Genomic DNA, 20,023 nt, shown 5'->3' with positions numbered 1-20,023 from the left:
CGCGTGGCATTTCGGAGCGGAGCGGCGGTGACCCTCAGCTTCGACGGCCTGCCGATCCGCGCGACCGCCGGCGACAGTGTGCTCGCCGCGCTTCTGGAGAACGGCGCCCTCATCCGCCATCTCGAATTCGGCGGCGAGCCGCGCGCCGGCTTCTGCCTGATGGGCGCCTGCCAGGATTGCTGGGTCTGGAGCAGCGAGGGCGGTCGGATCAGGGCCTGCACCACGCCCGTCAGCCAGGGCATGAAGCTCTTCGCCGAACCGCAGGGCATGGCCGACCCCCATGGCTGAGATCGTCATCGTCGGCGCCGGGCCGGCCGGGATCAGCGCGGCCGAAATCCTCGTCGCAAACGGGCTGAGGCCGATCCTGATCGACGAAGGCGCGCGCGCCGGCGGACAGGGCTATCGTCGGCCGGCCGACGGCCTCGCGCTCGACATGAACAAGCTGATGGGCTCGGAAGCCGGCCGATACGCCGCGCTGCACGCACGCTTCGCGGCGCTCCGTCCCCAGATCGATTACCGGCCCCAGACGCTGGTCTGGGCGATCGACGGCAAGCGCCTGCATCTGCTGCGCGATGGCCGGACCGAGACGCTCGATTGCGACAAGCTACTCATCGCCAGCGGCGCGATGGACCGGATAGCGCCGCTTCCGGGCTGGACAACGCCCGGCGTTTTCACACTGGGCGGGGCACAGGTCGCGCTCAAGGACCAGGGCTGCCTGATCGGCAGCCGCGTCGCCTTCCTCGGCTCCTCGCCCTTGCTGGCGCTGGCCGCGAAGCAATATCGCGCGATGGGCGCCGAGATCGCGGTGATCGCCGACACGACCCCATTCTCGGCCAAGCTCGCGGCGATGCCGGCCTTGCTCGGCGCGCCGCGCACGCTGCTGCGCGGCCTCTGGTATATGGCCACGGCCCTGCGCGCGGGCATCCCGATGCTGAACGGCGTGACGCCGGTCGCCGTCGAGGGAGACGGCCGTGTCGAGGCTCTCGTCCTGCGCGACGGCAGCGGGCGGGAACGGCGCTTCGCCTGCGATGCGGTTGCGCTCGGCTATGGCCTCAAACCCGAGACGCAGCTCGCCGATCTCGCCGGAGCGGAATTCACTTACGATCCGGACTTCAGATTGTTCCTGCCGAAGATCGACGGCTTCGGCCGGGCGCGGCCGGGGCTCTACCTCGCCGGCGATGGCGTGCGGATCGGCGGCGCCGATGCAGCCGAAGCCAGCGGGGCGCTCGCTGCCCATGCCATCCTCTCCGATCTCGGCCGGCCGCAGGATATTGCGGCGATCAGGCCGCTGGCCCGACGGGTCGCGCGGCTGCGCGGCTTTCAACGCGGGCTGGCGCAGGCCTTCGCCTGGCCGAAGCAGCAGATCGCCGCCCTGCCCGATTCCGTCACGCTCTGCCGCTGCGAGAACGTCACCATCGGCGAGGTCCGCGCCGCCATGGCGCAAAGCCTCGGCCCGGTCGAGGTCAACCGCGTCAAGGCGATGACCCGCTGCGGCATGGGGCGCTGCCAGGGCCGCGTCTGCGGACCGGCTCTGCAGGAGATCGTCGCAGCCGGAACAGGACAAGGCGGCGAGTCCGCGGGGCGCCTGCGTGGACAGGCGCCGGTCAAGCCGATCGCACTCGCCGCTGCGGAAGAACCGGCATGAGCGCGCGAACCACGGACGTCGCGATTATCGGCGGCGGGCTGATCGGCGCCTGGACCGCCTTCTTCCTCGCCCGGCGCGGCCAGCGCGTGACGCTGATCGAAAAGGGGGTCGTCGGCGCGCAATCGAGCGGCGTCAACTTCGGCAATCTTCGTCTTCAAGGCCGCTTTCCCGGCCAATATCCGCTGTCGCTGCGCTCGCAGGCGCTGTGGGAGGATTTCGATGCGCTGATCGGCGAAGGCTGCGAGTTCGAGCAGACCGGCCATCTCTACCTCGCCTATGACGAGGAGGAGCACGCGAAGCTCGAAGGCTATGCGAAGGTCTCGGAATCCTACGGGCTCGCGATCGAGCGCGTCGGCCCCGCCGATCTGCGCCGACGCTGGCCCTGGCTCGGCGAGCGCGCCATGGCCGCGACCTTCTCGGCGCGCGACGCCACCGCCAATCCAAGGCTCGCCACCCCGGCCGTGGCACGGGCAGCAGCGAGACATGGCGCCACCATTCTTGAGAACACGCGCGTCACAGCCGTGGACCGCGGAGGTGAGGGTTTTTCGCTGACGCTGGCCGATGGCACCAGGCTGAGCTGCGGTGCACTGGTCAACTGCGCCGGGGCCTGGGCGCTGGAGATAGCCGAGCGTTTCGGCGAGACCGCGCCGGTCTTTCCAGCCGGCCCACCGCAATTCGTGACCGAGCCTTTCCCCTATCGGATCGAGCCTTCGGTGCAGGCGATCGACGGCTCGGTGATCTTCCGCCAGATCCCGCGCGGCAACATCATCCTCGCCGGCTACCCGCGCACGGCGGCCGATCCGCAGGCGAACCGCGCACCGGTACCCCCAGCGAAGACGCTTGCCGCGATGCGCGCGCTCGCCCGCGTCGCGCCGATGCTGGCGCAATGCCATGTCATCCGCGTCTGGTCCGGTATCGAGGCCTATCTGCCCGACATGATCCCGGTGATCGGCCCGAGCGGGACGACGCCCGGCCTGTTCCACGCCTTCGGCTTCTGCGGCCACGGCTTCCAGATCGGCCCCGGCGTGGGCTTGTGCCTCAGCGAGATGATCGTCGACGGCGAAACACCGACGCCGCTGGAACCGTTCTCGATCGAACGCTTCCGCACCGCCACGGCCGTCAGCGAGAAGTTCAAGAAGGAATTCGACTGAGGCGCGGCAGCCTAGCCGGACCGTCGAGCCGGCTATATGACGGATTCATGGCCCGCTTCGCCGCAGAGATCAGGCTTGTCGTCATCGCCGTGCTGGCCTTCGGCTGGCCTGCCATCGGCATGGCCGAGGGACGGCGCGTCCAGATCATCACCTCGTTTCCGCCCTCGTTCTTCGAGCCCTTCCGCAACGCGTTCCGCAACAGGCATCCCGACATCGCCGTCGAGGTCGTGCAGCGCAAGACCACGGCGGCCGTCATCGATATCCGCACGCAGAAGCGACCGGATGCCGACCTGTTCTGGGCTTCCGCGCCCGACGCCTTCGAATTGCTGAAGCGCGAGAACCTGCTGGCGCCGTTGCAGCCGCGGGCGACCGGCGCGCCGGAGACCATCGCCGGCTATCCGGTCAACGACCCCGATCATCGCTATCTCGGCTTCGCCGTCTCGGGCTACGGGCTGGTCTACAACCCCGCCTACCTCGCGGCGCGCGGCCTGCCGGTGCCGCGCAACTGGGCCGATCTCGCCGCGCCGGTCTATGCCGGGCATATCGGCCTGACCTCGCCTGCCCGCTCCGGCACCACGCACCTCATGGTCGAGGCGCTGCTGCAATCGCTCGGCTGGGAGCGCGGCTGGGCCTTGTGGTCGGCGATCGGCGGCAATCTCGCGACGATCACGGCACGCAGCTTCGGCGTCACCGCCGGGGTCGCCCGCGGCCGCTTCGGCATCGGCATCTCCATCGATTTCCTGACGGAGGCCAGGACGACCGAGGGCGAGGGCAACCGCTTCGTACTGCCCGGCGAGACCTTGTTCGCGCCCGCCAGCATCGCAAGGCTTGCGACCTCACCCAACCCGAAGGATGCAGAGCTCTTCATCGATTTCGTGCTCTCGCCCGAAGGGCAGAAGATGCTGCGCGAGCCGCGGATCGGGCGCCTCGCCGTCTCGCCCTCGGCCTATGGGCCGGACGAGACGCCGCCGCATCTTTCGGAGACCGAAGGCATCTTCAACCGCACTGGCTTCGACGCTGGGCTTTCTGCCGGGCGCTACGAGCTGGTCAACCTGATCTTCGACGAGTGGATCACCTTCCGCCGCACCGAGCATGCCCGGCTCTGGCGCAGCCTGCAGGCGATGGAAGCGGCCCTGCTTACGCGCCCCGACGAGCAGGCCGCCAAACTCCTGACCCGGGCGCGAGCCGCCCTAACGCAGCCGCCGGTCTCCGCTGCCGAACTCGGAGAGCCCGGGCGTTTCCAGAATATCGTCCGCGTGCCGCGCGGCCTGCCCGTGCCCGAGGAGCAGGCGCGCATCGAAGCCGCACTCCGGAACGCGATCGTGACTCACGCAACCGAGGCCGGCGACAGCCTGCAGCAGGCGGCCGAGCGGCTGACCGCGCTGGGCTGGCGCGACGAGAGCTTGACCGGGAGCAGGCCATGACGCCTGCCTTGTCCAGGCGCCGCTTCGGCATCGGCGGGCGCCTGATCGCGGCCTTCCTCGGCGTCGGCCTCTTTGCGGTCGGCGCCGGCATCGTAGGCGTCATCTCCTATGAGCGATTGAGCAAGGAGCTGGCGGCGATCGCCCGCGAGCATCTGCCCGGCCTCGCTTCCGCTGCACGGCTGGCGGAAGCCAGTGCCCGCGTCATTGCCGGCATGCCGGAACTGGCCAACGCCGAGCGACGCGACGGCTATGAGCGCGGCCGGCGCGTGGTCGGCGAGCGCTTGAGCGAGCTCGACAAGGTGCTGTCCGAACGGACGGGCAGCGGTTTCGACGCGCCGCAGCTGACAGCGGTGGCTGCCGAGATCCGGCGCAATCTCGGCGCGATCGACGACGTCTCGGGGCGCCGCTTCACGCTGGCCGAGCGCATCCGTGGCGTCAGCGAAGAATTGCGCTGGCTCCAGGCGGACCTGATCGACGAGATCGAGCCGCTGACCGACGATGCCCGCTTCAACATCGATACCGCGCTCGGCCAGAGCGGCGGCGAAGCAGCATCGGCCAAGCCGAACACGATCCGCGAGGAGACCCGCAAGAGCGAAGCGCTGATGACGCTCAACGCCCAGGCCAACCTGATCGTCGGGCTGTTCGGGCGGCTCGGCACGGTCCAGACCCGCGAGGACATGGAGCAGACCAGCCATGTCATCGGCGAGGCTGTCGACCAGCTCGAGGTCGAGGCCAAGGCGCTCGCCGGCTGGCCCGACACGATCACGGTCCGGCAGATCACCCAGCGCCTGATCGGGCTCGCCGATACGACGACAGGCCTGCCTGGCCTCAAGCGCTCAGAGCTTGCTGCGCTGGCCGACGCGCAGCGCCTGATCTCGGAAAGCCGCCGCCTCGTCACGGAGCTCGGCAGGCTGGTCTCGCAGGAGGTGCGGCGAACCGAGGCCGTGGCGAAGGAGGCCGCCGACCGCTCGGCGCAGGCGATCCGGCTCGGCCGCAACCTGCTGCTCGCCATCGCGGCAGCCTCGCTATTGGGCGCGCTGCTGATCGGCTGGTTCTATGTCCGGCGCCATCTGGTGGCGCGCCTGCGGGTCCTGACCGAGGCCGCGACCAGCATCGCCAGCGGCCAGTCCTCGGCGCTGCTGCCGAAGGCGGGCAATGACGAGCTCGGCGACCTCACCCGCGCACTCGCCGTCTTCCAGCAGACCCGCGACGACCTGATCCAGGCGGCCAAGCTCGCGGCGCTGGGACAAATGGCGGCGGGCCTGAGCCATGAGCTGAACCAGCCGCTTGCCGCGATCCGCTCCCACGCCCATAACGGCGCGCTGCTGCTGGAGCGGGGCCGGCCCGAGGAGGCCCGAAAGGCGATCGGCCGGATCCAGGCGCTGACGACGCGAGCAGCCGACCTGATCGCGCATCTCAGGCGCTTCGCCCGCAAGCCCGGCGTTGTTCTGGCGCCGGTCCCGGTTGGCGATGTCGTCGAAACAGCACTTTCGTTGTTCGAGCCGCGCTTCGACGCCGAGCGCGTGACGCTCACGCGGGAGCTGCCCGCCGGGCGCCTGCATGTCCATGCCGAGGAAATCCGGCTGGAGCAGGTGCTGGTCAATCTCGTCGCGAATGCGCTCGACGCCGTCGCCGGCATGGAGGATGCGACGATCGCGATCGGTGCACGGCGAAATGGCCACAAGGTCGAGATCTGGGTCTCGGATAGCGGCCCCGGCATCGACCGGGCGCATCTGGAGCGCATCTTCGACCCGTTCTTCACCACCAAGCCGGTGGGCTCGGGGCTCGGCCTCGGGCTCTCGCTGTCCTACAACATCATCAAGGACCTCGGCGGCACGCTGGCCGTTGCCGAGACCGGCCCCGAAGGCACGCGCTTCCTGATCACGCTCGAAGGGACGACAGCCCACGTCATGGCCCCGCTGGAAATCGACGCATGAGCGCTCCGACAATCGTCCTCGTCGATGACGATGCCGAGGTGCTCGAAGCCTGGCGGCTGACGCTGGAGCTCGAAGGCTTCGCGGTCACCGCGAAGCGCTCGGGCGATGCCGCGCTCGCCGAGCTTGGCCGCGACGCCTCCGTCGTGCTGGTCAGCGATGTCCGCATGCCCGGCCGCGATGGGTTCGGGCTGCTTTCCGCGGTGACCGCCGTCGATGCGGAGATCCCGGTCGTACTGATCACCGGCCATGCCGATGTTCCCATGGCGGTGAAGGCGATCCGCGAAGGTGCCTGGGATTTCGTCGAGAAGCCGGCCGATCCCGTCCGCCTGATCGAGACGATCCGGCGTGCCAGCGAATATCGCCGGCTGATCATCGAGAATCGCTCGCTGAAGGCCGGCGCCCATCCCGAGGACCCTTGGGCGGCGCGCGTCGTCGGGCACTCGCCGGCGGTCGCGCGCCTGCGCAGCCGGCTCGCCTTGCTGGCCGATGCCGATACCGACGTGCTGCTCTTCGGCGAGACCGGAACCGGCAAGGAGGTCGCGGCACGGGCCCTGCACGATCTCGGCAATCGCCGCAACGGGCGCTTCGTCGCGGTGAATTGCGGGGCGATCCCCGAGACGATGATCGAGAGCGAGTTGTTCGGTCACGAGGCCGGCGCCTTCACCGGGGCGCGCGAGCGGCGGATCGGCAAGATCGAGCATGCCAGCGGCGGCACGCTCTTCCTCGACGAGATCGAGTCGATGCCGATCGCCGCGCAGGTGCGCCTGCTGCGGGCGCTTCAAGAGCGCCGGATCGAGCGCCTCGGCTCCAACAAGGAGATCGCGGTCGATATCCGCATCGTCGCGGCGACCAAGAGCGACCTCGCCGCGCTCGCCAAGACGGGCGGCTTCCGCGAAGACCTGGTCTACCGACTCAACGTCGTGACGCTGCGCCTGCCGCCCTTGCGCGACCGGCGCGAGGATATTCCGCTGCTGTTCCAGCACTTCCTCGCGCTCGCCGCCGCCCGCGTCGGCCGCTCGGCCCCGCCGCTCGGGCGCGACCTGCTACAGCGGCTGGCGCGGCAGGACTGGCCGGGCAATGTCCGCGAGCTACGCAATGCCGCCGAACGCAGCCTGCTCGGCATGGACGAGGATTTCGAGGATGCGGATGCCGGCGCCGGCACATCCGATGGCGCGGAACGCACGCTGGAGGAGCTGGTTGCGGTTGCGGAGGCAGAAGGAATCGGCGCCGCGCTGAAGCGCCATAACGGGCGCATCGGCGTCACGGCCGCGGCGCTCGGCATCACCCGCAAGACGCTCTACCTCAAGATGCGCCGCTATGGCTTGAGCGGCACGGCGGCGCTCGCGGACTGAGTGGCGATGTTACCGCAATGACCCATCGGCGGCTCCGGCAGGTTACCGCCATGCCCCCGAAATTGGGTATCTGAAGACCCTTCCTTCCGAATTCCGCAAGGAAATCAAAGCCGCCGACACTTGGCATCACCGTTGCTGAGAAGAAGCCATCGACCTCGACGTCGAACAGAAAAAACGCTTCGGAGGAAATCATGCTCAATCGCAGGCTCGCGCTCGCGGCCACCCTCGGCCTGTCGCTCAGCGCCTCGTTTACGGCCATCGCGCTGGCGCAGGCGCCCGCCGGCAAGGTCACCGTAGTGACCTCCTTCTCCAAGGACGTCACCGATCCGATCAAGAAGGCCTTCGAGAAGGCGGTTCCGGGCGTCACGCTCGAAGTGCAGAACCGCAACACCAATGCCGGCGTGAAATACGTCGAGGAGACCAAGGCCAATAACCAGGTCGACCTGTTCTGGGCCTCGGCGCCCGACGCCTTCGAGGTGCTGAAGGGCAAGAAGCTGCTCACCGCCTACAAGCCCAAGGCGACCGGCATCCCCGAGAAGATCGGCTCCTATCCGATCAACGATCCCGCCGGCTTCTATTTCGGCTTCGCGGCCTCCGGCTACGGCATCATGTGGAACGACCGTTACGCCAAGGCCAACAAGCTGCCCGAGCCCAAGGACTGGCAGGATCTCGCCAAGCCCGTGTTCTACGACCATGTGTCGATCGCTGCGCCCTCGCGCTCCGGCACGACACACCTGACGATCGAGACGATCCTGCAGGGCGAGGGCTGGGACAAGGGCTGGCGCACCATCAAGGAGATGGCCGGCAATTTCCGCTCGATCAACGAGCGCTCCTTCGGCGTGCCGGAGCAGGTCAATTCCGGCCAGGTCGGCGTCGGCATCGTCATCGACTTCTTCGCCTTCTCGGCCCAGGCCTCCGGTTTCCCGGTCAAATTCGTCTATCCGAGCGTGACGACGGTGGTTCCGGCCAATGTCGGCATCATCGCCAACCCGCCGAACAAGGCTGCGGCTGAAGCCTTCATCGAGTTCCTGCTCTCGCCGACCGGCCAGGAAGTGCTGCTCGAGCCCGGCATCCGCCGCCTGCCGGTCAACCCGGCCGTCTATGCCAAGGCCGGCGCCGACTATCCGAACCCCTTCACCGATCCGCGCTTCCAGAAGATGATCGGCTTCGACGTCGACAAATCGGAAGGCCGCACCGCGGTCGTCGATACGCTGTTCGACCAGATGATCTCCTTCCAGCTCGGCGGGCTGAAGGGTGTCACCAAGGTGCTGCACGAGGTCGATGCGGCGCTCGCCAAGAAGCCGAACGACAAGGCGAAAGCGCTGGCCGATGAGGCCCGCGTCCTGATCGCCGCCATGCCGGTGAGCGAGGCGCAGGCCGCGAGCCCCGAGCTGCGCGGCGCCTTCACCGGCGGCAAGGAGAAGGGCGCCCGCCAGGCCGAGGTCGAGGCGCAGTGGGCGAGCTTCGCCCGCGACAACTACGCCAAGGCCAAGGCCAGGGCAGAAGAGGCGCTCAAGGCGGCGAAGTAAGCGCGCGCGTCATCGTCGTCCCGCGGGTCTTCCCGTGCGCGCTGCAGCGTGAAACGCTGCGGCGCAGACACGGGACCGCGCGACCAGTAGGCGCCTTTTCCTGACAACGGTCCCGTGTCTGCGCAGCGGCATTTGCATGCCGCAGCGCGCACGGGATGACACCCGGCCGCACCCATGACAGCCATTCCGACCTCGGTTCCCCGCCCCCGTCGCATCGCCGGCACGCCCGGCCAGATCGCGCTGGCGCTGGCGATCGCCGCCTTCCTGCTGATGTTCCTGGTGCTGCCGGTGGCGACGGTGATCTATGTCGCCTTCACCGAGAAGGGCACATCGACCTTCACTCTGGTCAATTTCTACGACTTCGTCCGCACCGAGCTGTTCATGCGCTCGTTGTGGAACTCGTTCTATGTCTCTGCGATGTCAGTGGTCTGGGCCTCGGTCTTCGCCCTGCCGCTGGCCTATCTGACGACGCGCTTCGTCTTCCGCGGCGCGGCCATCGTCCAGACGCTCGGCTTCCTGCCATTGATCATGCCGCCCTTCGTCGGCGCGGTGGCGATGCAGCTCTTCTTCGGCCGCAACGGCTCGGTCAACCTGCTGCTCGACGACTGGTTCGGCTTCAAGATCGACTTCATGGAGGGGCTGAACGGCGTCATCTTCGTCCAGTCGGTCCATTATTTCCCGTTCATCCTGATCAACCTCTCGGCGGCGCTGCGCAATGTCGACCGCGCCATGGAAGAGGCCGCGCAGAATCTCGGCTCCTCGGGCTTCCGGCTGTTCCGGCGGATCGTCTTCCCGCTGGCGATGCCGGGCTATCTCGCCGGCGCCTCACTCGTCTTCGTCAAGGTCTTCGACGATCTCGCCACGCCGCTCCTGCTTAACGTCAAGGACATGCTGGCGCCGCAGGCCTATCTCAGGGTGACCTCGATCGGCATCGCCGACCCGATGGGCTATGTCATCTCGGTCGTGCTGATCATCGCCTCCGTGCTGGCGATGTGGCTCTCGGCGCGGGCGCTCAAGGGCCGCGACTATGCCACGACGCAGCGCGGCGGCGGCGGCCTCGCCAAGCGGGTGATGACGCCGATGGAGGCCGTGTTCGGCTACGGTATCGTCATCCTGATCCTGGCGCTGGTGCTGGCGCCGCATCTGGGCCTGCTGCTGCTCTCCTTCGCCACGATCTGGTCGTTCTCGCCGCTGCCCGATGCCTTCACCACGGCGCATTACGCCCGCGTCTTCGGCGAGAGCTCGATCTACATCAAGAACACGCTGATCTATGCCTCGATCGCCGGCGGCATCGACGTCGTGCTCGGCGTCGCCATCGCCTATCTGGTGCTGCGCACGAGGTTGATCGGCCGCGAATGGCTCGACTGGATGGCGTCGGCCGCGCTCGCCATCCCCGGCGTGGTGCTCGGCATCGGCTATCTCAGGACCTTCTACGGCATCACCCTGCCGGACGGGACGCCGCTCGCGGCGCTCTGGATCACCATCGTGATGGCGCTGGCGATCCGGCGCCTGCCCTATGCCCTGCGCGCCTGCTACGCGGCACTCCAGCAGATCTCGGTTTCGCTGGAGGAAGCGGCCGAGAACCTCGGAGCCACCAAGGCGCGCACGGTCCGGCGCATCGTCGTACCGCTGATGGCGGGCGGCATCCTCGCCGGCTTCGTCACCTCGTTCTCGACGGCCGCCGTCGAGCTTTCGGCGACATTGATGCTGGTGCAGTCCAACTCCGACGCGCCGCTGGCCTATGGGCTCTATGTCTTCATGCAGTCGGCGGCGGGGCGCGGACCCGGTGCCGCGCTCGGCGTCGTCGCGGTGATCCTCGTCGCGGCCTGCACCTTCCTCTCCCATCTCATCATCGAACGCAGCCAGAAGGCCAAGGGAATGGGCCACTGATCATGAACGCGACCGTCTCCCTGACCACGCCCGCCGTCGCCGTCGATATCGAAGGCGTCAACCTGTCCTACGGCACCAACCATGTGCTCAAGAACGTCAGCCTCGCGATCGAGCCGGGCGAGTTCTTCGCCTTCCTCGGCCCGTCCGGCTGCGGCAAGACCACGCTGCTGCGCCTGATCGCGGGCTTCAACCATGCCGATACCGGCGAGGTCCGGATCGGCGGCAAGCCGATCACCGACCTGCCGCCGTGGAAGCGCGATGTCGGAATGGTCTTCCAGTCCTATGCGCTTTGGCCCCACATGACGGTGCGCCGTAACGTCGCCTTCGGGCTGGAGGAACGCGGCGTGAAGCGTGCTGAGGTCGAGCGGCGGGTCGAGGCGGCGCTCGGACTCGTCGGCCTCGCCCATCTCGCCGAGCGGCGGCCCTCGCAGCTCTCGGGCGGTCAGCAGCAGCGCGTCGCGGTGGCGCGGACTGTAGCGGTCGAGCCCAAGGTGCTGCTGCTCGACGAGCCGCTCTCCAATCTCGACGCCAAGATGCGCGTGCAAGTGCGCCGCGAACTGCGCGACCTGCAGCAGCGGCTCGGCCTGACCACGATCTTCGTCACCCACGACCAGGAAGAGGCGAACACGATCTGCGACCGCATCGCCGTGATGAATGACGGCATCGTCCAGCAGGTCGGCACGCCGATGGAGCTTTACGAGCGGCCGGCGAACCTCTTCGTCGCCGGCTTCCTCGGAACGGCGAATATCCTTGGGGGGAAGCTTTCCGGCAACGGCGGGACCCGAGTCTTCGAGATCGAGGGCGGGACGCGGGTGCCGGTTCCGGCCGATGCGCAGGTGCCGGAGGGCGCCAAGCTCGTCTTCAGGCCGCAACATGCCAGTCTCGGTGATGCCGGCCCGGCCGGCGATGGGATGCTGGCCCTGCCCTGCACCGTCGCCAATCGCGAGTTCCTCGGCGCCAGCGTGCGCTACGGCGTCCGTATCGGCACGACGGAAGTGGCGGTCGACGTGCCGTTCCAGTCCGGCAGCGGCCTGTTCGAGGTCGGCAGCGGGGCGACGCTCAGGCTGTCGCCGCGCTCGTTGTTGTGGCTTGCCGCCTAAGCGGCGCAGAGCGAGGGCCGCAGCCCTCGCCAACCCATCTCACCCCCGCTGCTCGGCCTTGTCGCGTGCCCGCGCCTCGGCGCTGCGCTCGGATGCCGGGCCGTAGCCCCCCGCTCCGGGCGTGATGATCTCGACGATCTGGCCCTTCTCCAGCGCGCCGTCGCCCTTGAAGAAGGGGACGACGCCCTCGCTGAAGGAAAACGATCCGCCCTGCCCTTCGCCGCCGCCGGCGAGGCCCCAGGGCCGCGAGGTCAGCCGCGAGTTGTCGACGCTCAGGCGGCACGGCGCCTCGGCCCGGTAGACACGGCGCAGGCCCATGCCACCGCGCTGGCGGCCGTCCCCGCCCGAGCCATCGACCAGTTCGTAGCGCAGCAGGGTGAGCGGGTATTCGAGCTCCAGCGCCTCGACCGGCAGGTTCGAGGTATTGGTCATGTGGACGTGGACGCCGTGAAGGCCGTCCTTCTTGGCCCGAGCGCCGGAACCGCCGCCGATCGTCTCCAGATAGACCCAGAGCTCGCCGCTGCCGGGCTGCTCGCCGGCGAATGTCGCGGATGCCACTGCGCCCGAGCAGGCGGCGATGACGCGGTCCGGCACGGCCTGCGCGAGGGCGCCGTGGATCAGGTCGACCACGCGCTGGCAGGCGGCGATGCGGCCGTTGACGGCGGCCGGGTGGACGCAGTTCAGCACCGTGCCTTCGGTCGCGGTGACGGTGAGCGGTCGCGCCAGCCCCGCATTGGGCGGGATGGTCGGGTCGGCCACCGTCTTGACCGCGTAGTACACGGTCGAGAGCAGCGCGGTGTAGACCATGTTGAAGCCGGCGCGCATCTGCGGTGGCGAGTCGAAGGCGAGCGTCATTTCCTCGCCCGCGACGGTGATCGCGACCGAGAAGGTCAGCGGCTCGTCGATCTCGGGATTGTCGAAGGAATCGGAGAAGCGATAGGTCCCGTCCGGGATCGAGGCGATGCCGGCGCGCATCTTGCGCTCGGCATAGTCCTGCAAAGCCTTGCCGGCGGCGAGCACCGTATCGCGGCCGTATTTGTCGCAGAGCGCGCGCAGGCGCTCGACGCCGAGACGGTTCGCCGCCATCTGGGCGCGCAGGTCCGAGAGGCGCTCGCGCGGGACCTGGCAGTTGAGCAGGATCAGCTCCTGCACGTCCTTCATCAGCACACCGCCGTCATAGAGGCGGATCGGCGGGATGCGCAGGCCTTCCTGGTAGATATGGGCGTGGCCGCGATCGGCGAAATCGGAGTGGTGCGCCGTGTTCACCGCCCAGGCGATCATCACGCCCTCGTGGAAGACCGGCTCGGCCAGGACGATATCGGGCAGATGGGTGCCGCCGCCCTCATAGGCATCGTTGCCGATGAAGACGTCGCCCGGCTTCATGTCGGCGACGGAGTGGCGCTTCAGGATATGCGGGATGATGCCGATGAAGGAGCCGAGATGCATCGGGATATGCTCGGCCTGGCAGAGCGTCTGGCCCTCGACATCGAAGAGCGCGGTCGAGCAGTCGCGGCGCTCCTTGATGTTGGTCGAGTAGCTCGCCTTGACCAGCGCCTCGCCCATCTCCTCGGCGATCGAGGCGAAGGAGGAGCCGATGACCTCGACGGTGATCGGGTCGACGCTGACGGATGCGGTCGCGGTCATCACGGCATCTCCAGGATCAGGTTGAGATAGGGCTCGACGGTGGCGGTCATGCCCGGCAGCAGCACGGTGGTCGAATCCATCTGCTCGACGATGGCCGGCCCGGCGAAGCGATTGCCGGATTTGAGCTTGTCGCGGTCATAGATCGGACAGGCGACGAAGCCGCCGGCCTCGGGGAACCAGACCTCGCGGCTGCCGATGACAGCGTGGGACGCATCCGGCCCGGCATCGGGCTCCGGCCGGAAGGCGGCCTTGGGCACGAGGCCGACCGCCTCGACACGATAGGTCACGAGCTGGACCGCCTCGCCCTCGGCGACGAAGCCGTAGAGCCGCTTGTGCGTGGCGGCGAAGCCTTCCGCCAGCGCGGCCACGGTCGCCGGCGTGATCGGCCCGTCCGGCACGTCGATGCCGAGTTCGTAGTTCTGGCCGTGATAACGCAGGTCGGCGGTGCGTTTCAGCCGACGGTCGGCCGAGGCGACGCCCTCCTCTTCGAACCAGTGATCCGCTTGCTCCTGCAGGGCGACGAAGATCTCCGCCATGTCGGGGACCAGCGCGTCGGAGAGCGTCGCGAGTCGGGTCGTGGCGAAATTGGCGCGCAGGTCGGTGAGCAGCAGGCCGAGCGCGCAGCCGATGCCGGGATTGCGGGGCACGACGATGCGCTTCATGTCGAGTTCGCGCGCGAGCCTTGCCGCGTGCAACGGCCCGGCCCCGCCGAAGGCGACCAGCGCATAATCCCGCGGATCATGGCCGCGCTGGACGCTGATGACGCGGATCGCCTTGGCCATGTTGGCGGTGACGACCGAGATGATGCCCTGCGCCGTCGCCATCAGATCGAGGCCGAGCTCGTCGGCCAGCCGACCGATCGCCTGTTTCGACAGGCTCTGGTCGATCGGCATGCGGCCGCCGAGCAGATGCGTCGGATTCAAGGTCTGGAGCACGACATTGGCGTCGGTGACGGCGGGTTCGGTCGCGCCGCGCCCGTAGCAGACCGGGCCGGGATCGGCACCGGCCGAGCGCGGGCCGACCTTGAGCAAGCCGCCGGAATCGATCGCTGCGAGCGAGCCGCCGCCGGCGCCAACCGTGTGGATGTCGAGCATCGGCGCCTTGATCGGGTAGCCGTGGACATTGGCTTCGGAGGCGAGCTTGGCCTCGCCGTCATCGAGCAGGGCGACGTCCGAGGAGGTGCCGCCCATGTCGAAGGTGATCAGGTTCGGGATGCCGATCATCGCGCCGATCGCCTGCGCCGCGACGACGCCGGTCGAGGGCCCGGACAGAACCGTCCGCACCGGCAGGCGCGCCGCCATGTCGAAGCCGATGACGCCGCCATTGGACTGCGTCAGATGCGGCACCGCCTTGAGGCCGAGTTCTTTCAGCCGGTCGGCGAGGCGGCGGATATAGCTCTGCATGACCGGGCCGAGATAGGCGTTGACCACCGCGGTCGAGATGCGCTCGTACTCGCGGAACTCGGGCGCGACCTCATGCGAGGCGCAGATGAAGGCCTCCGGGAATTCCTCGGTGACGATGCGTTTCGCCGCCTCCTCGTGCTCCGGGCGGACGAAGCCGTAGAGGAAGCCGATGGCGACGGCCTTGACGCCCTCCGCCTTCAGCGCCCGCGCCGCCTGCCGCACGGCCTCTTCGTCCAGCGGCGTCTCGACCGTGCCATCATGGCGGACACGCTCGGCGACGCCGAAGCGCAGGTCGCGGGTGACCAGCGGCGGGGCCTTGTCGGCCTGGAGGTCATAGAGATCCGGCCGCTTCTGCCGGCCTATCTCGATCAGGTCGCGAAAACCCTCGGTCGTGATGAGCCCGGTCCTGACGCCGCGATGCTGGATCAGCGCATTGGTGCCGACCGTGGTGCCGTGGCCGAAATAGACGATGTCACCAGGGCTGGCGCCGACGCGCTCGACGCCTTCCTGCGTGCCGCGCGCGATGGCGCGGGAGGGATCGTCAGGCGTCGACGGCACCTTCCAGACCGCGACCATGCCGGTCGCATCCTCGAACAGGCAGACATCGGTGAATGTGCCCCCGGAATCGATCCCGATCCGCCACGCCATCTCTGCCTTCCTCCCGTTACAGCATCGCCGCCTCGGCAGGCTGCGACGCCGGCTCCCAGTATGGCAAGCGAAGCGGCGGCGATGAAAGCGCCGTCGACGCCGAACATCTCTTCGATCAGCGCAGGACTGGCTCGGCGCAAGATTCGTCGGGCCTACGAAGGGCGTTGAGCTTGGTCTATACCGGACACTCGTGCCGCCGACCGCCAGCCCCTTCCCGCCACCGCCGGAGCCTTCGTGATGGGCATCACCATCGAGACCATCGAGCCGGACGCATCCCTTCCCGCCGCCAGCGATGTCGTCGTCATCGGTGGCGGCATTATCGGCATCACCACGGCGCTCTTCCTGGCGCGCGAGGACATCTCGGTCACCGTCTGCGAGAAGGGCGAGGTCGGCCATGAGCAGTCCGGGCGCAACTGGGGCTGGGTGCGCGTCATGGGGCGCGATCCCGGCGAAATCCCGCTCGGGCTCGAAAGCATGCGGCTCTGGGAGGATATGGACCGGCTCGTCGGCGGCGATACCGGCTTCACCCGCTCCGGCATCGTCTATGTCGCCGACACGGCAGCGAAGTTCGCCGAGCAGGAAGCCTGGCTCGAGCACGCGAAGACCTATCAGCTCGACTCCCGGCTCCTGAGCAAGCGCGAGATCGACGCCGTCCTGCCCGGCGGCAAACGCGCCTATGCGGGGGCGATGTTCACCCCGAGCGACGCCCGGGCCGAGCCGCAGAAGGCCGTTCCGGCGATGGCGCGGGCGCTGCGCCGCCATGGCGGCACCGTGCTGACGCGCTGCGCCGTGCGCGGCATCGAGACGGCTAGGGGACGCGTCAGCGGCGTCGTCACCGAGCGCGGCCGCATCGCCTGCCAGCGTGTCGTATTGGCAGGCGGCGCCTGGTCGCGCCTGTTCCTCGGCAATCTCGGCATCGACCTGCCGGCGCTCAAGATTCTGGGTTCGGTGTTCCGGACCGAGCCGCTCGACGGCCCGCCGACCCATGCCGTCGGTGCTTCCGACTTCGCCTTCCGCAAACGGCAGGACGGCGGCTATACGATCGCCCATCGCGGCGCGAGCGTCGCCGAGATCGTGCCGGACAGCTTCCGGCTGCTCTTCGATTTCCTGCCGTCCCTGGCCAGGCAGCGCCATGAATTGCGGCTGCGGCTCGGCGAGCGCTTCCTGGAGGAGGCTCGCACGCCGAAAAGCTGGTCGCTCGATCAGGAAACGCCGTTCGAGCGCGACCGCATCCTCGATCCCAAGCCGTCCGAGGGCATCCTGCAGGAAGCGCGGCGGAACCTGATCACCGCCTTCCCCGCCTTTGCCGGCCTCAGAATCAGGGAAAGCTGGGGCGGCTTGATCGATGCGACGCCCGATGCCGTGCCGATCATCGGTGAGGTGCCACGCCTGCCCGGCTTTTTCCTTGCGACGGGCTTCTCGGGCCATGGTTTCGGCATCGGCCCCGGCGCCGGCCGCCTGATCGCCGACCTGGTCAGCGGCCGCACACCGCTGATCGATCCCAAGCCCTTCCGGCTGGAGCGGTTCGCGCGGCTGGAGCGGACGACGCGGGCGAGGTGAGGCGGCCACTCAGGCGAGCGCCGCCTCGTCCAGTGAATAGGCCGAGAAGAAGTTCGTGCCGCCCGGATAGCATTTGAAGCCGCTGAGGCCCGTCACCATGGCATAGCCCTGCGAGCGCCAGGCGAGGCCGACGAGCGGCGCCTGCTCCAGAGCGAGCTTCTCCAGCTCGGCATAGATCGCCTTGCGCTTGGCCGGATCGAACTCGGCGCGGCCCTTGGCGAAGAGCGCATGGATTTCGGGCGTGGGAATCTGCCAGCTTCGGGCCATATTGGGCGGCAGGTCGCCGTCGATCAGCGGGGCAAGGCCGTCGGGGTCGTTATTGTCCGCGGTCGTGCCCTGCACCATGAAATCGTAACGGCCCTTGCCGGCCAGATCGACGCGCGCCGCCCAGTCCGGCAGGTTCAACGTCACCTGGATGCCGATTTCGGCCAAATTGGCTTGCACGACCTCGGCGGTCGATTTGTGCATGCCGTATTGCGCCGTCGAGAGCAGCGTGCAGGTGAAGCCGTTCGGCACGCCGGCCTCGGCCATCAGCTTCTTCGCCTTGGCCGGATCGTAATTCCAGAACTCGGAGCGGCCCTTGTCGAAATAGGGGCTGCTCGATGCGATCGGGATGCCTTGCAGCTTGCTGCCGCGGCCGAAGAAGGCCGCCTGCACGATGTCCTCGCGGCGGATGGCGTGCGCCACCGCCTGGCGCAGACGGACATCCTTGAACGGCCCGGCGCCGCCATTGAAGTTCAGCCCCATGAAGGGCCCGTCGACCGCGACCAGCCGCAGGCGCGAATCCTTCTCGATCGTGCCCATTGATTGCCAGGGCACGTATTCGATCAGGTCGACATCGCCGGCCTGGAGGGCTGCGACACGCAGGTTCTCGTCGGCATAGGCGACGAGCCTGATGCCATCGAGCTTCGGCAGGCCCGGCTTGTAATATTTGTCGAATTTCGCGACCTCGATCGAGGCGCCGCGCTCCTGCGCCTTGATCATGAACGGACCGGCGCCGACGCCGAGCCCGGCACGCCCCTCGATCGAGTCCTTGGCGATGATCGGCATATGCGGGCTGGCGAGCCAGATCGGCAGCGTCACGGTCGGCTGCTTCATGACGATCCGGACGGTGCGGGCATCGGGCGTCTCGATGCGCTCGACGCCGCCGAACTCGGCCTTCATGAAGGCGGTCGAATTGGGTGCGGCGACCTGCTCCAGCGTCCATTTCACGTCTTCGGCGGTAACCGGCTTGCCGTTCTGGAAGGTCGCCTGGCGCAGTTTGAAGACCCAGGTCGTCTCGCCCTCGCGCGCCCAGGACTCGGCGAGCTCAGGCCTGACCTCGCCCTTCTCGTCGAAGCCGGTCAGCCCCCGGAAGATCAGGAGCTTGACCGTGAGCGCCGCAGTGCCGGTGTGAAGCCAGGGCTGGAGGCTCGGCGGAAAGCTCGACAGGCCGAAGCGGAGCACCTTGCCCGCGGCCTGGGCGTGGGCCCGCAGGCTCAGGAGAGGCAGGGTTGCACCGGCGGCGAGCACGGTACGGCGAGAGACCGGCACCATCGAATACCCCTCCCTGTTTTTGGCGGCTCGAACGGCCGAAGGGAAAGAATGATTTCGTGTGCGAGCTTGTCAATGCCTTCCGTGGCTCGCGAAACTCCGGCGCAGCCCGCTGAAGTTGCAGGCACGATGCTGCGGCGCGGCCCTGTGCCGCCTTGGCGCCGAGGCCCGCCGACCGGGTGCTTGACTTCCGGGCGAAAGACTCTCTAGCATCCTTAATTACAAGATATATTCTCTAATTATGGATTATTCTTGCAAAGAGGGGAAACGCCGATGAGCGAGACGGATGAAGGCAAGAGGCTTCTGCTGAAGGGTGGACTGGTCGGCGGCCTCGCGCTGGCTGCGGCTGCGAGCACGGCCCGCGAGGCCGCGGCGCAATCGGCGCCCAACAGCCTGCTGCGCACGGTGCTGGATCGCGGCAAGCTGATCGTCGGCACGGGCTCCACCAATGCGCCCTGGCATTTCGAGGACGAGAAGGGCCAGCTCGTCGGCATGGACATCACCATGGGCCGCATCCTGGCCAAGGGGCTGTTCGACGACGCCAGCAAGGTCGAGTTCGTCCGGCAGGACGCGGCCCAGCGCATCCCCAACATCAATACAGGCAAGGTCGACATCGTCATCCAGTTCATGACGATGTCGCCGGCCCGCGCCCAGTTGATCGCTTTCTCGCGCCCCTATTATGTCGAGGGCATCGCGCTCCTGACCCGGCCGGACAGCGACAAGAAGAGCTTCGACGCGCTGCTCAAAGCCGGCTCCTCGGCCCGCGTCTCGATCCTGCAGAACGTCGATGCCGAGGCTTCGGTGAAGAAGGTGCTGCCGCAATCGACGGTGATGCAGCTCGACAGCCAGGCCAACGTCATCCTGGCGCTCGACTCCAAGCGGGCGGACGCCGCGGCGGTCGATCTCTCCACCGTCTGGTGGCTCGCCAAGCGCCATCCCGAAAAATACGCCGATGCCGGCAAGTCCTGGAACACGATGCTCTACGGCGCGGGCATGAAACAGGGCGACCCGGACTGGGTGCGGTTCGTCAACACCACCTTCGACATCGCGATCTTCGGCCACCAGAACGAGCTCTACGACGCGGCGGTGAAGGATTATTTCGGCGCCGAGCCGCCGCAGCGCCAGCCCGGCCTGCCCCGGTTCTGACCGTTCCACGCTTCGCAAGCGGAAGGGCGCCCGGCGCCCTTCCGTCCCTGTCGCCCGGCTG

The 20,023-nt window shown here is 68.1% G+C and carries 14 protein-coding genes; 11 read left to right on the top strand and 3 right to left on the bottom strand.

Annotation, left to right across the window (positions count from 1 at the left end; translation table 11 throughout):
• Positions 1 to 27 precede the first annotated feature (27 nt).
• The 9 genes from BLQ70_RS16920 to BLQ70_RS16880 all read left to right on the top strand — a co-directional run bounded on the left by BLQ70_RS16920 (position 28) and on the right by BLQ70_RS16880 (position 12,028).
• Positions 28 to 288 (top strand): (2Fe-2S)-binding protein, encoded by a 261-nt coding sequence (locus BLQ70_RS16920; RefSeq protein WP_244512059.1) that lies wholly within the window; start codon positions 28 to 30, stop codon positions 286 to 288.
• Positions 281 to 1,645: an FAD/NAD(P)-dependent oxidoreductase gene (locus tag BLQ70_RS16915; protein WP_091858966.1), complete on the top strand. Its 1,365-nt coding sequence runs from the start codon at positions 281 to 283 to the stop codon at positions 1,643 to 1,645. Before BLQ70_RS16920 ends, BLQ70_RS16915 begins: the two co-directional genes overlap by 8 nt.
• Complete coding sequence (locus tag BLQ70_RS16910; protein ID WP_091858963.1) at positions 1,642 to 2,796, top strand: NAD(P)/FAD-dependent oxidoreductase; 1,155 nt, start codon at positions 1,642 to 1,644, stop codon at positions 2,794 to 2,796. Before BLQ70_RS16915 ends, BLQ70_RS16910 begins: the two co-directional genes overlap by 4 nt.
• Before the next feature lie 47 nt (positions 2,797 to 2,843).
• Positions 2,844 to 4,220 carry an ABC transporter substrate-binding protein gene (locus BLQ70_RS16905; protein ID WP_244512058.1) on the top strand — a complete coding sequence of 459 codons (1,377 nt, stop codon included), beginning with the start codon at positions 2,844 to 2,846 and terminating at the stop codon, positions 4,218 to 4,220.
• The gene (locus BLQ70_RS16900; protein WP_091858960.1) at positions 4,217 to 6,157 is read left to right on the top strand and encodes an ATP-binding protein; all 1,941 of its coding nucleotides are present in this window, start codon (positions 4,217 to 4,219) and stop codon (positions 6,155 to 6,157) included. The genes BLQ70_RS16905 and BLQ70_RS16900 overlap by 4 nt, the downstream gene beginning before the upstream one ends.
• Positions 6,154 to 7,509 (top strand): sigma-54-dependent transcriptional regulator, encoded by a 1,356-nt coding sequence (locus BLQ70_RS16895; protein ID WP_091858957.1) that lies wholly within the window; start codon positions 6,154 to 6,156, stop codon positions 7,507 to 7,509. Before BLQ70_RS16900 ends, BLQ70_RS16895 begins: the two co-directional genes overlap by 4 nt.
• Before the next feature lie 191 nt (positions 7,510 to 7,700).
• Positions 7,701 to 9,038 carry an ABC transporter substrate-binding protein gene (locus BLQ70_RS16890; RefSeq protein ID WP_091858954.1) on the top strand — a complete coding sequence of 446 codons (1,338 nt, stop codon included), beginning with the start codon at positions 7,701 to 7,703 and terminating at the stop codon, positions 9,036 to 9,038.
• Positions 9,039 to 9,212: 174 nt separating this feature from the next.
• Complete coding sequence (locus BLQ70_RS16885; protein ID WP_091858951.1) at positions 9,213 to 10,928, top strand: ABC transporter permease; 1,716 nt, start codon at positions 9,213 to 9,215, stop codon at positions 10,926 to 10,928.
• A 2-nt stretch (positions 10,929 to 10,930) separates the two neighbouring features.
• Positions 10,931 to 12,028 carry an ABC transporter ATP-binding protein gene (locus BLQ70_RS16880; protein ID WP_091858948.1) on the top strand — a complete coding sequence of 366 codons (1,098 nt, stop codon included), beginning with the start codon at positions 10,931 to 10,933 and terminating at the stop codon, positions 12,026 to 12,028.
• A 39-nt stretch (positions 12,029 to 12,067) separates the two neighbouring features.
• Here the strand turns inward: BLQ70_RS16880 and BLQ70_RS16875 are convergent, their stop codons facing one another.
• A complete protein-coding gene (locus BLQ70_RS16875; protein ID WP_091858945.1) occupies positions 12,068 to 13,672 on the bottom strand; it encodes a hydantoinase B/oxoprolinase family protein in 1,605 nt (534 codons plus the stop codon).
• The gene (locus BLQ70_RS16870) at positions 13,672 to 15,723 is read right to left on the bottom strand and encodes a hydantoinase/oxoprolinase family protein (RefSeq protein ID WP_091858942.1); all 2,052 of its coding nucleotides are present in this window, start codon (positions 15,721 to 15,723) and stop codon (positions 13,672 to 13,674) included. Before BLQ70_RS16870 ends, BLQ70_RS16875 begins: the two co-directional genes overlap by 1 nt.
• 234 nt (positions 15,724 to 15,957) lie before the next feature.
• Between BLQ70_RS16870 and BLQ70_RS16865 the strand changes: the two genes are divergently transcribed.
• Positions 15,958 to 17,283: an NAD(P)/FAD-dependent oxidoreductase gene (locus BLQ70_RS16865; RefSeq protein ID WP_425284590.1), complete on the top strand. Its 1,326-nt coding sequence runs from the start codon at positions 15,958 to 15,960 to the stop codon at positions 17,281 to 17,283.
• A gap of 9 nt (positions 17,284 to 17,292) precedes the next feature.
• Here BLQ70_RS16865 and BLQ70_RS16860 read toward each other — a convergent pair whose 3' ends face one another.
• Positions 17,293 to 18,819 carry an ABC transporter substrate-binding protein gene (locus BLQ70_RS16860; RefSeq protein WP_091858936.1) on the bottom strand — a complete coding sequence of 509 codons (1,527 nt, stop codon included), beginning with the start codon at positions 18,817 to 18,819 and terminating at the stop codon, positions 17,293 to 17,295.
• Positions 18,820 to 19,089: 270 nt separating this feature from the next.
• Here BLQ70_RS16860 and BLQ70_RS16855 point away from each other — a divergent pair, with 270 nt between their 5' ends.
• Positions 19,090 to 19,962 carry a transporter substrate-binding domain-containing protein gene (locus BLQ70_RS16855; RefSeq protein WP_091858933.1) on the top strand — a complete coding sequence of 291 codons (873 nt, stop codon included), beginning with the start codon at positions 19,090 to 19,092 and terminating at the stop codon, positions 19,960 to 19,962.
• Positions 19,963 to 20,023 lie beyond the last annotated feature (61 nt).

This window comes from Allobosea robiniae, assembly GCF_900102525.1.
In the GTDB taxonomy this organism is placed as follows: domain Bacteria; phylum Pseudomonadota; class Alphaproteobacteria; order Rhizobiales; family Beijerinckiaceae; genus Allobosea; species Allobosea robiniae.
This window is presented reverse-complemented; position numbering and strand designations above follow the sequence as displayed.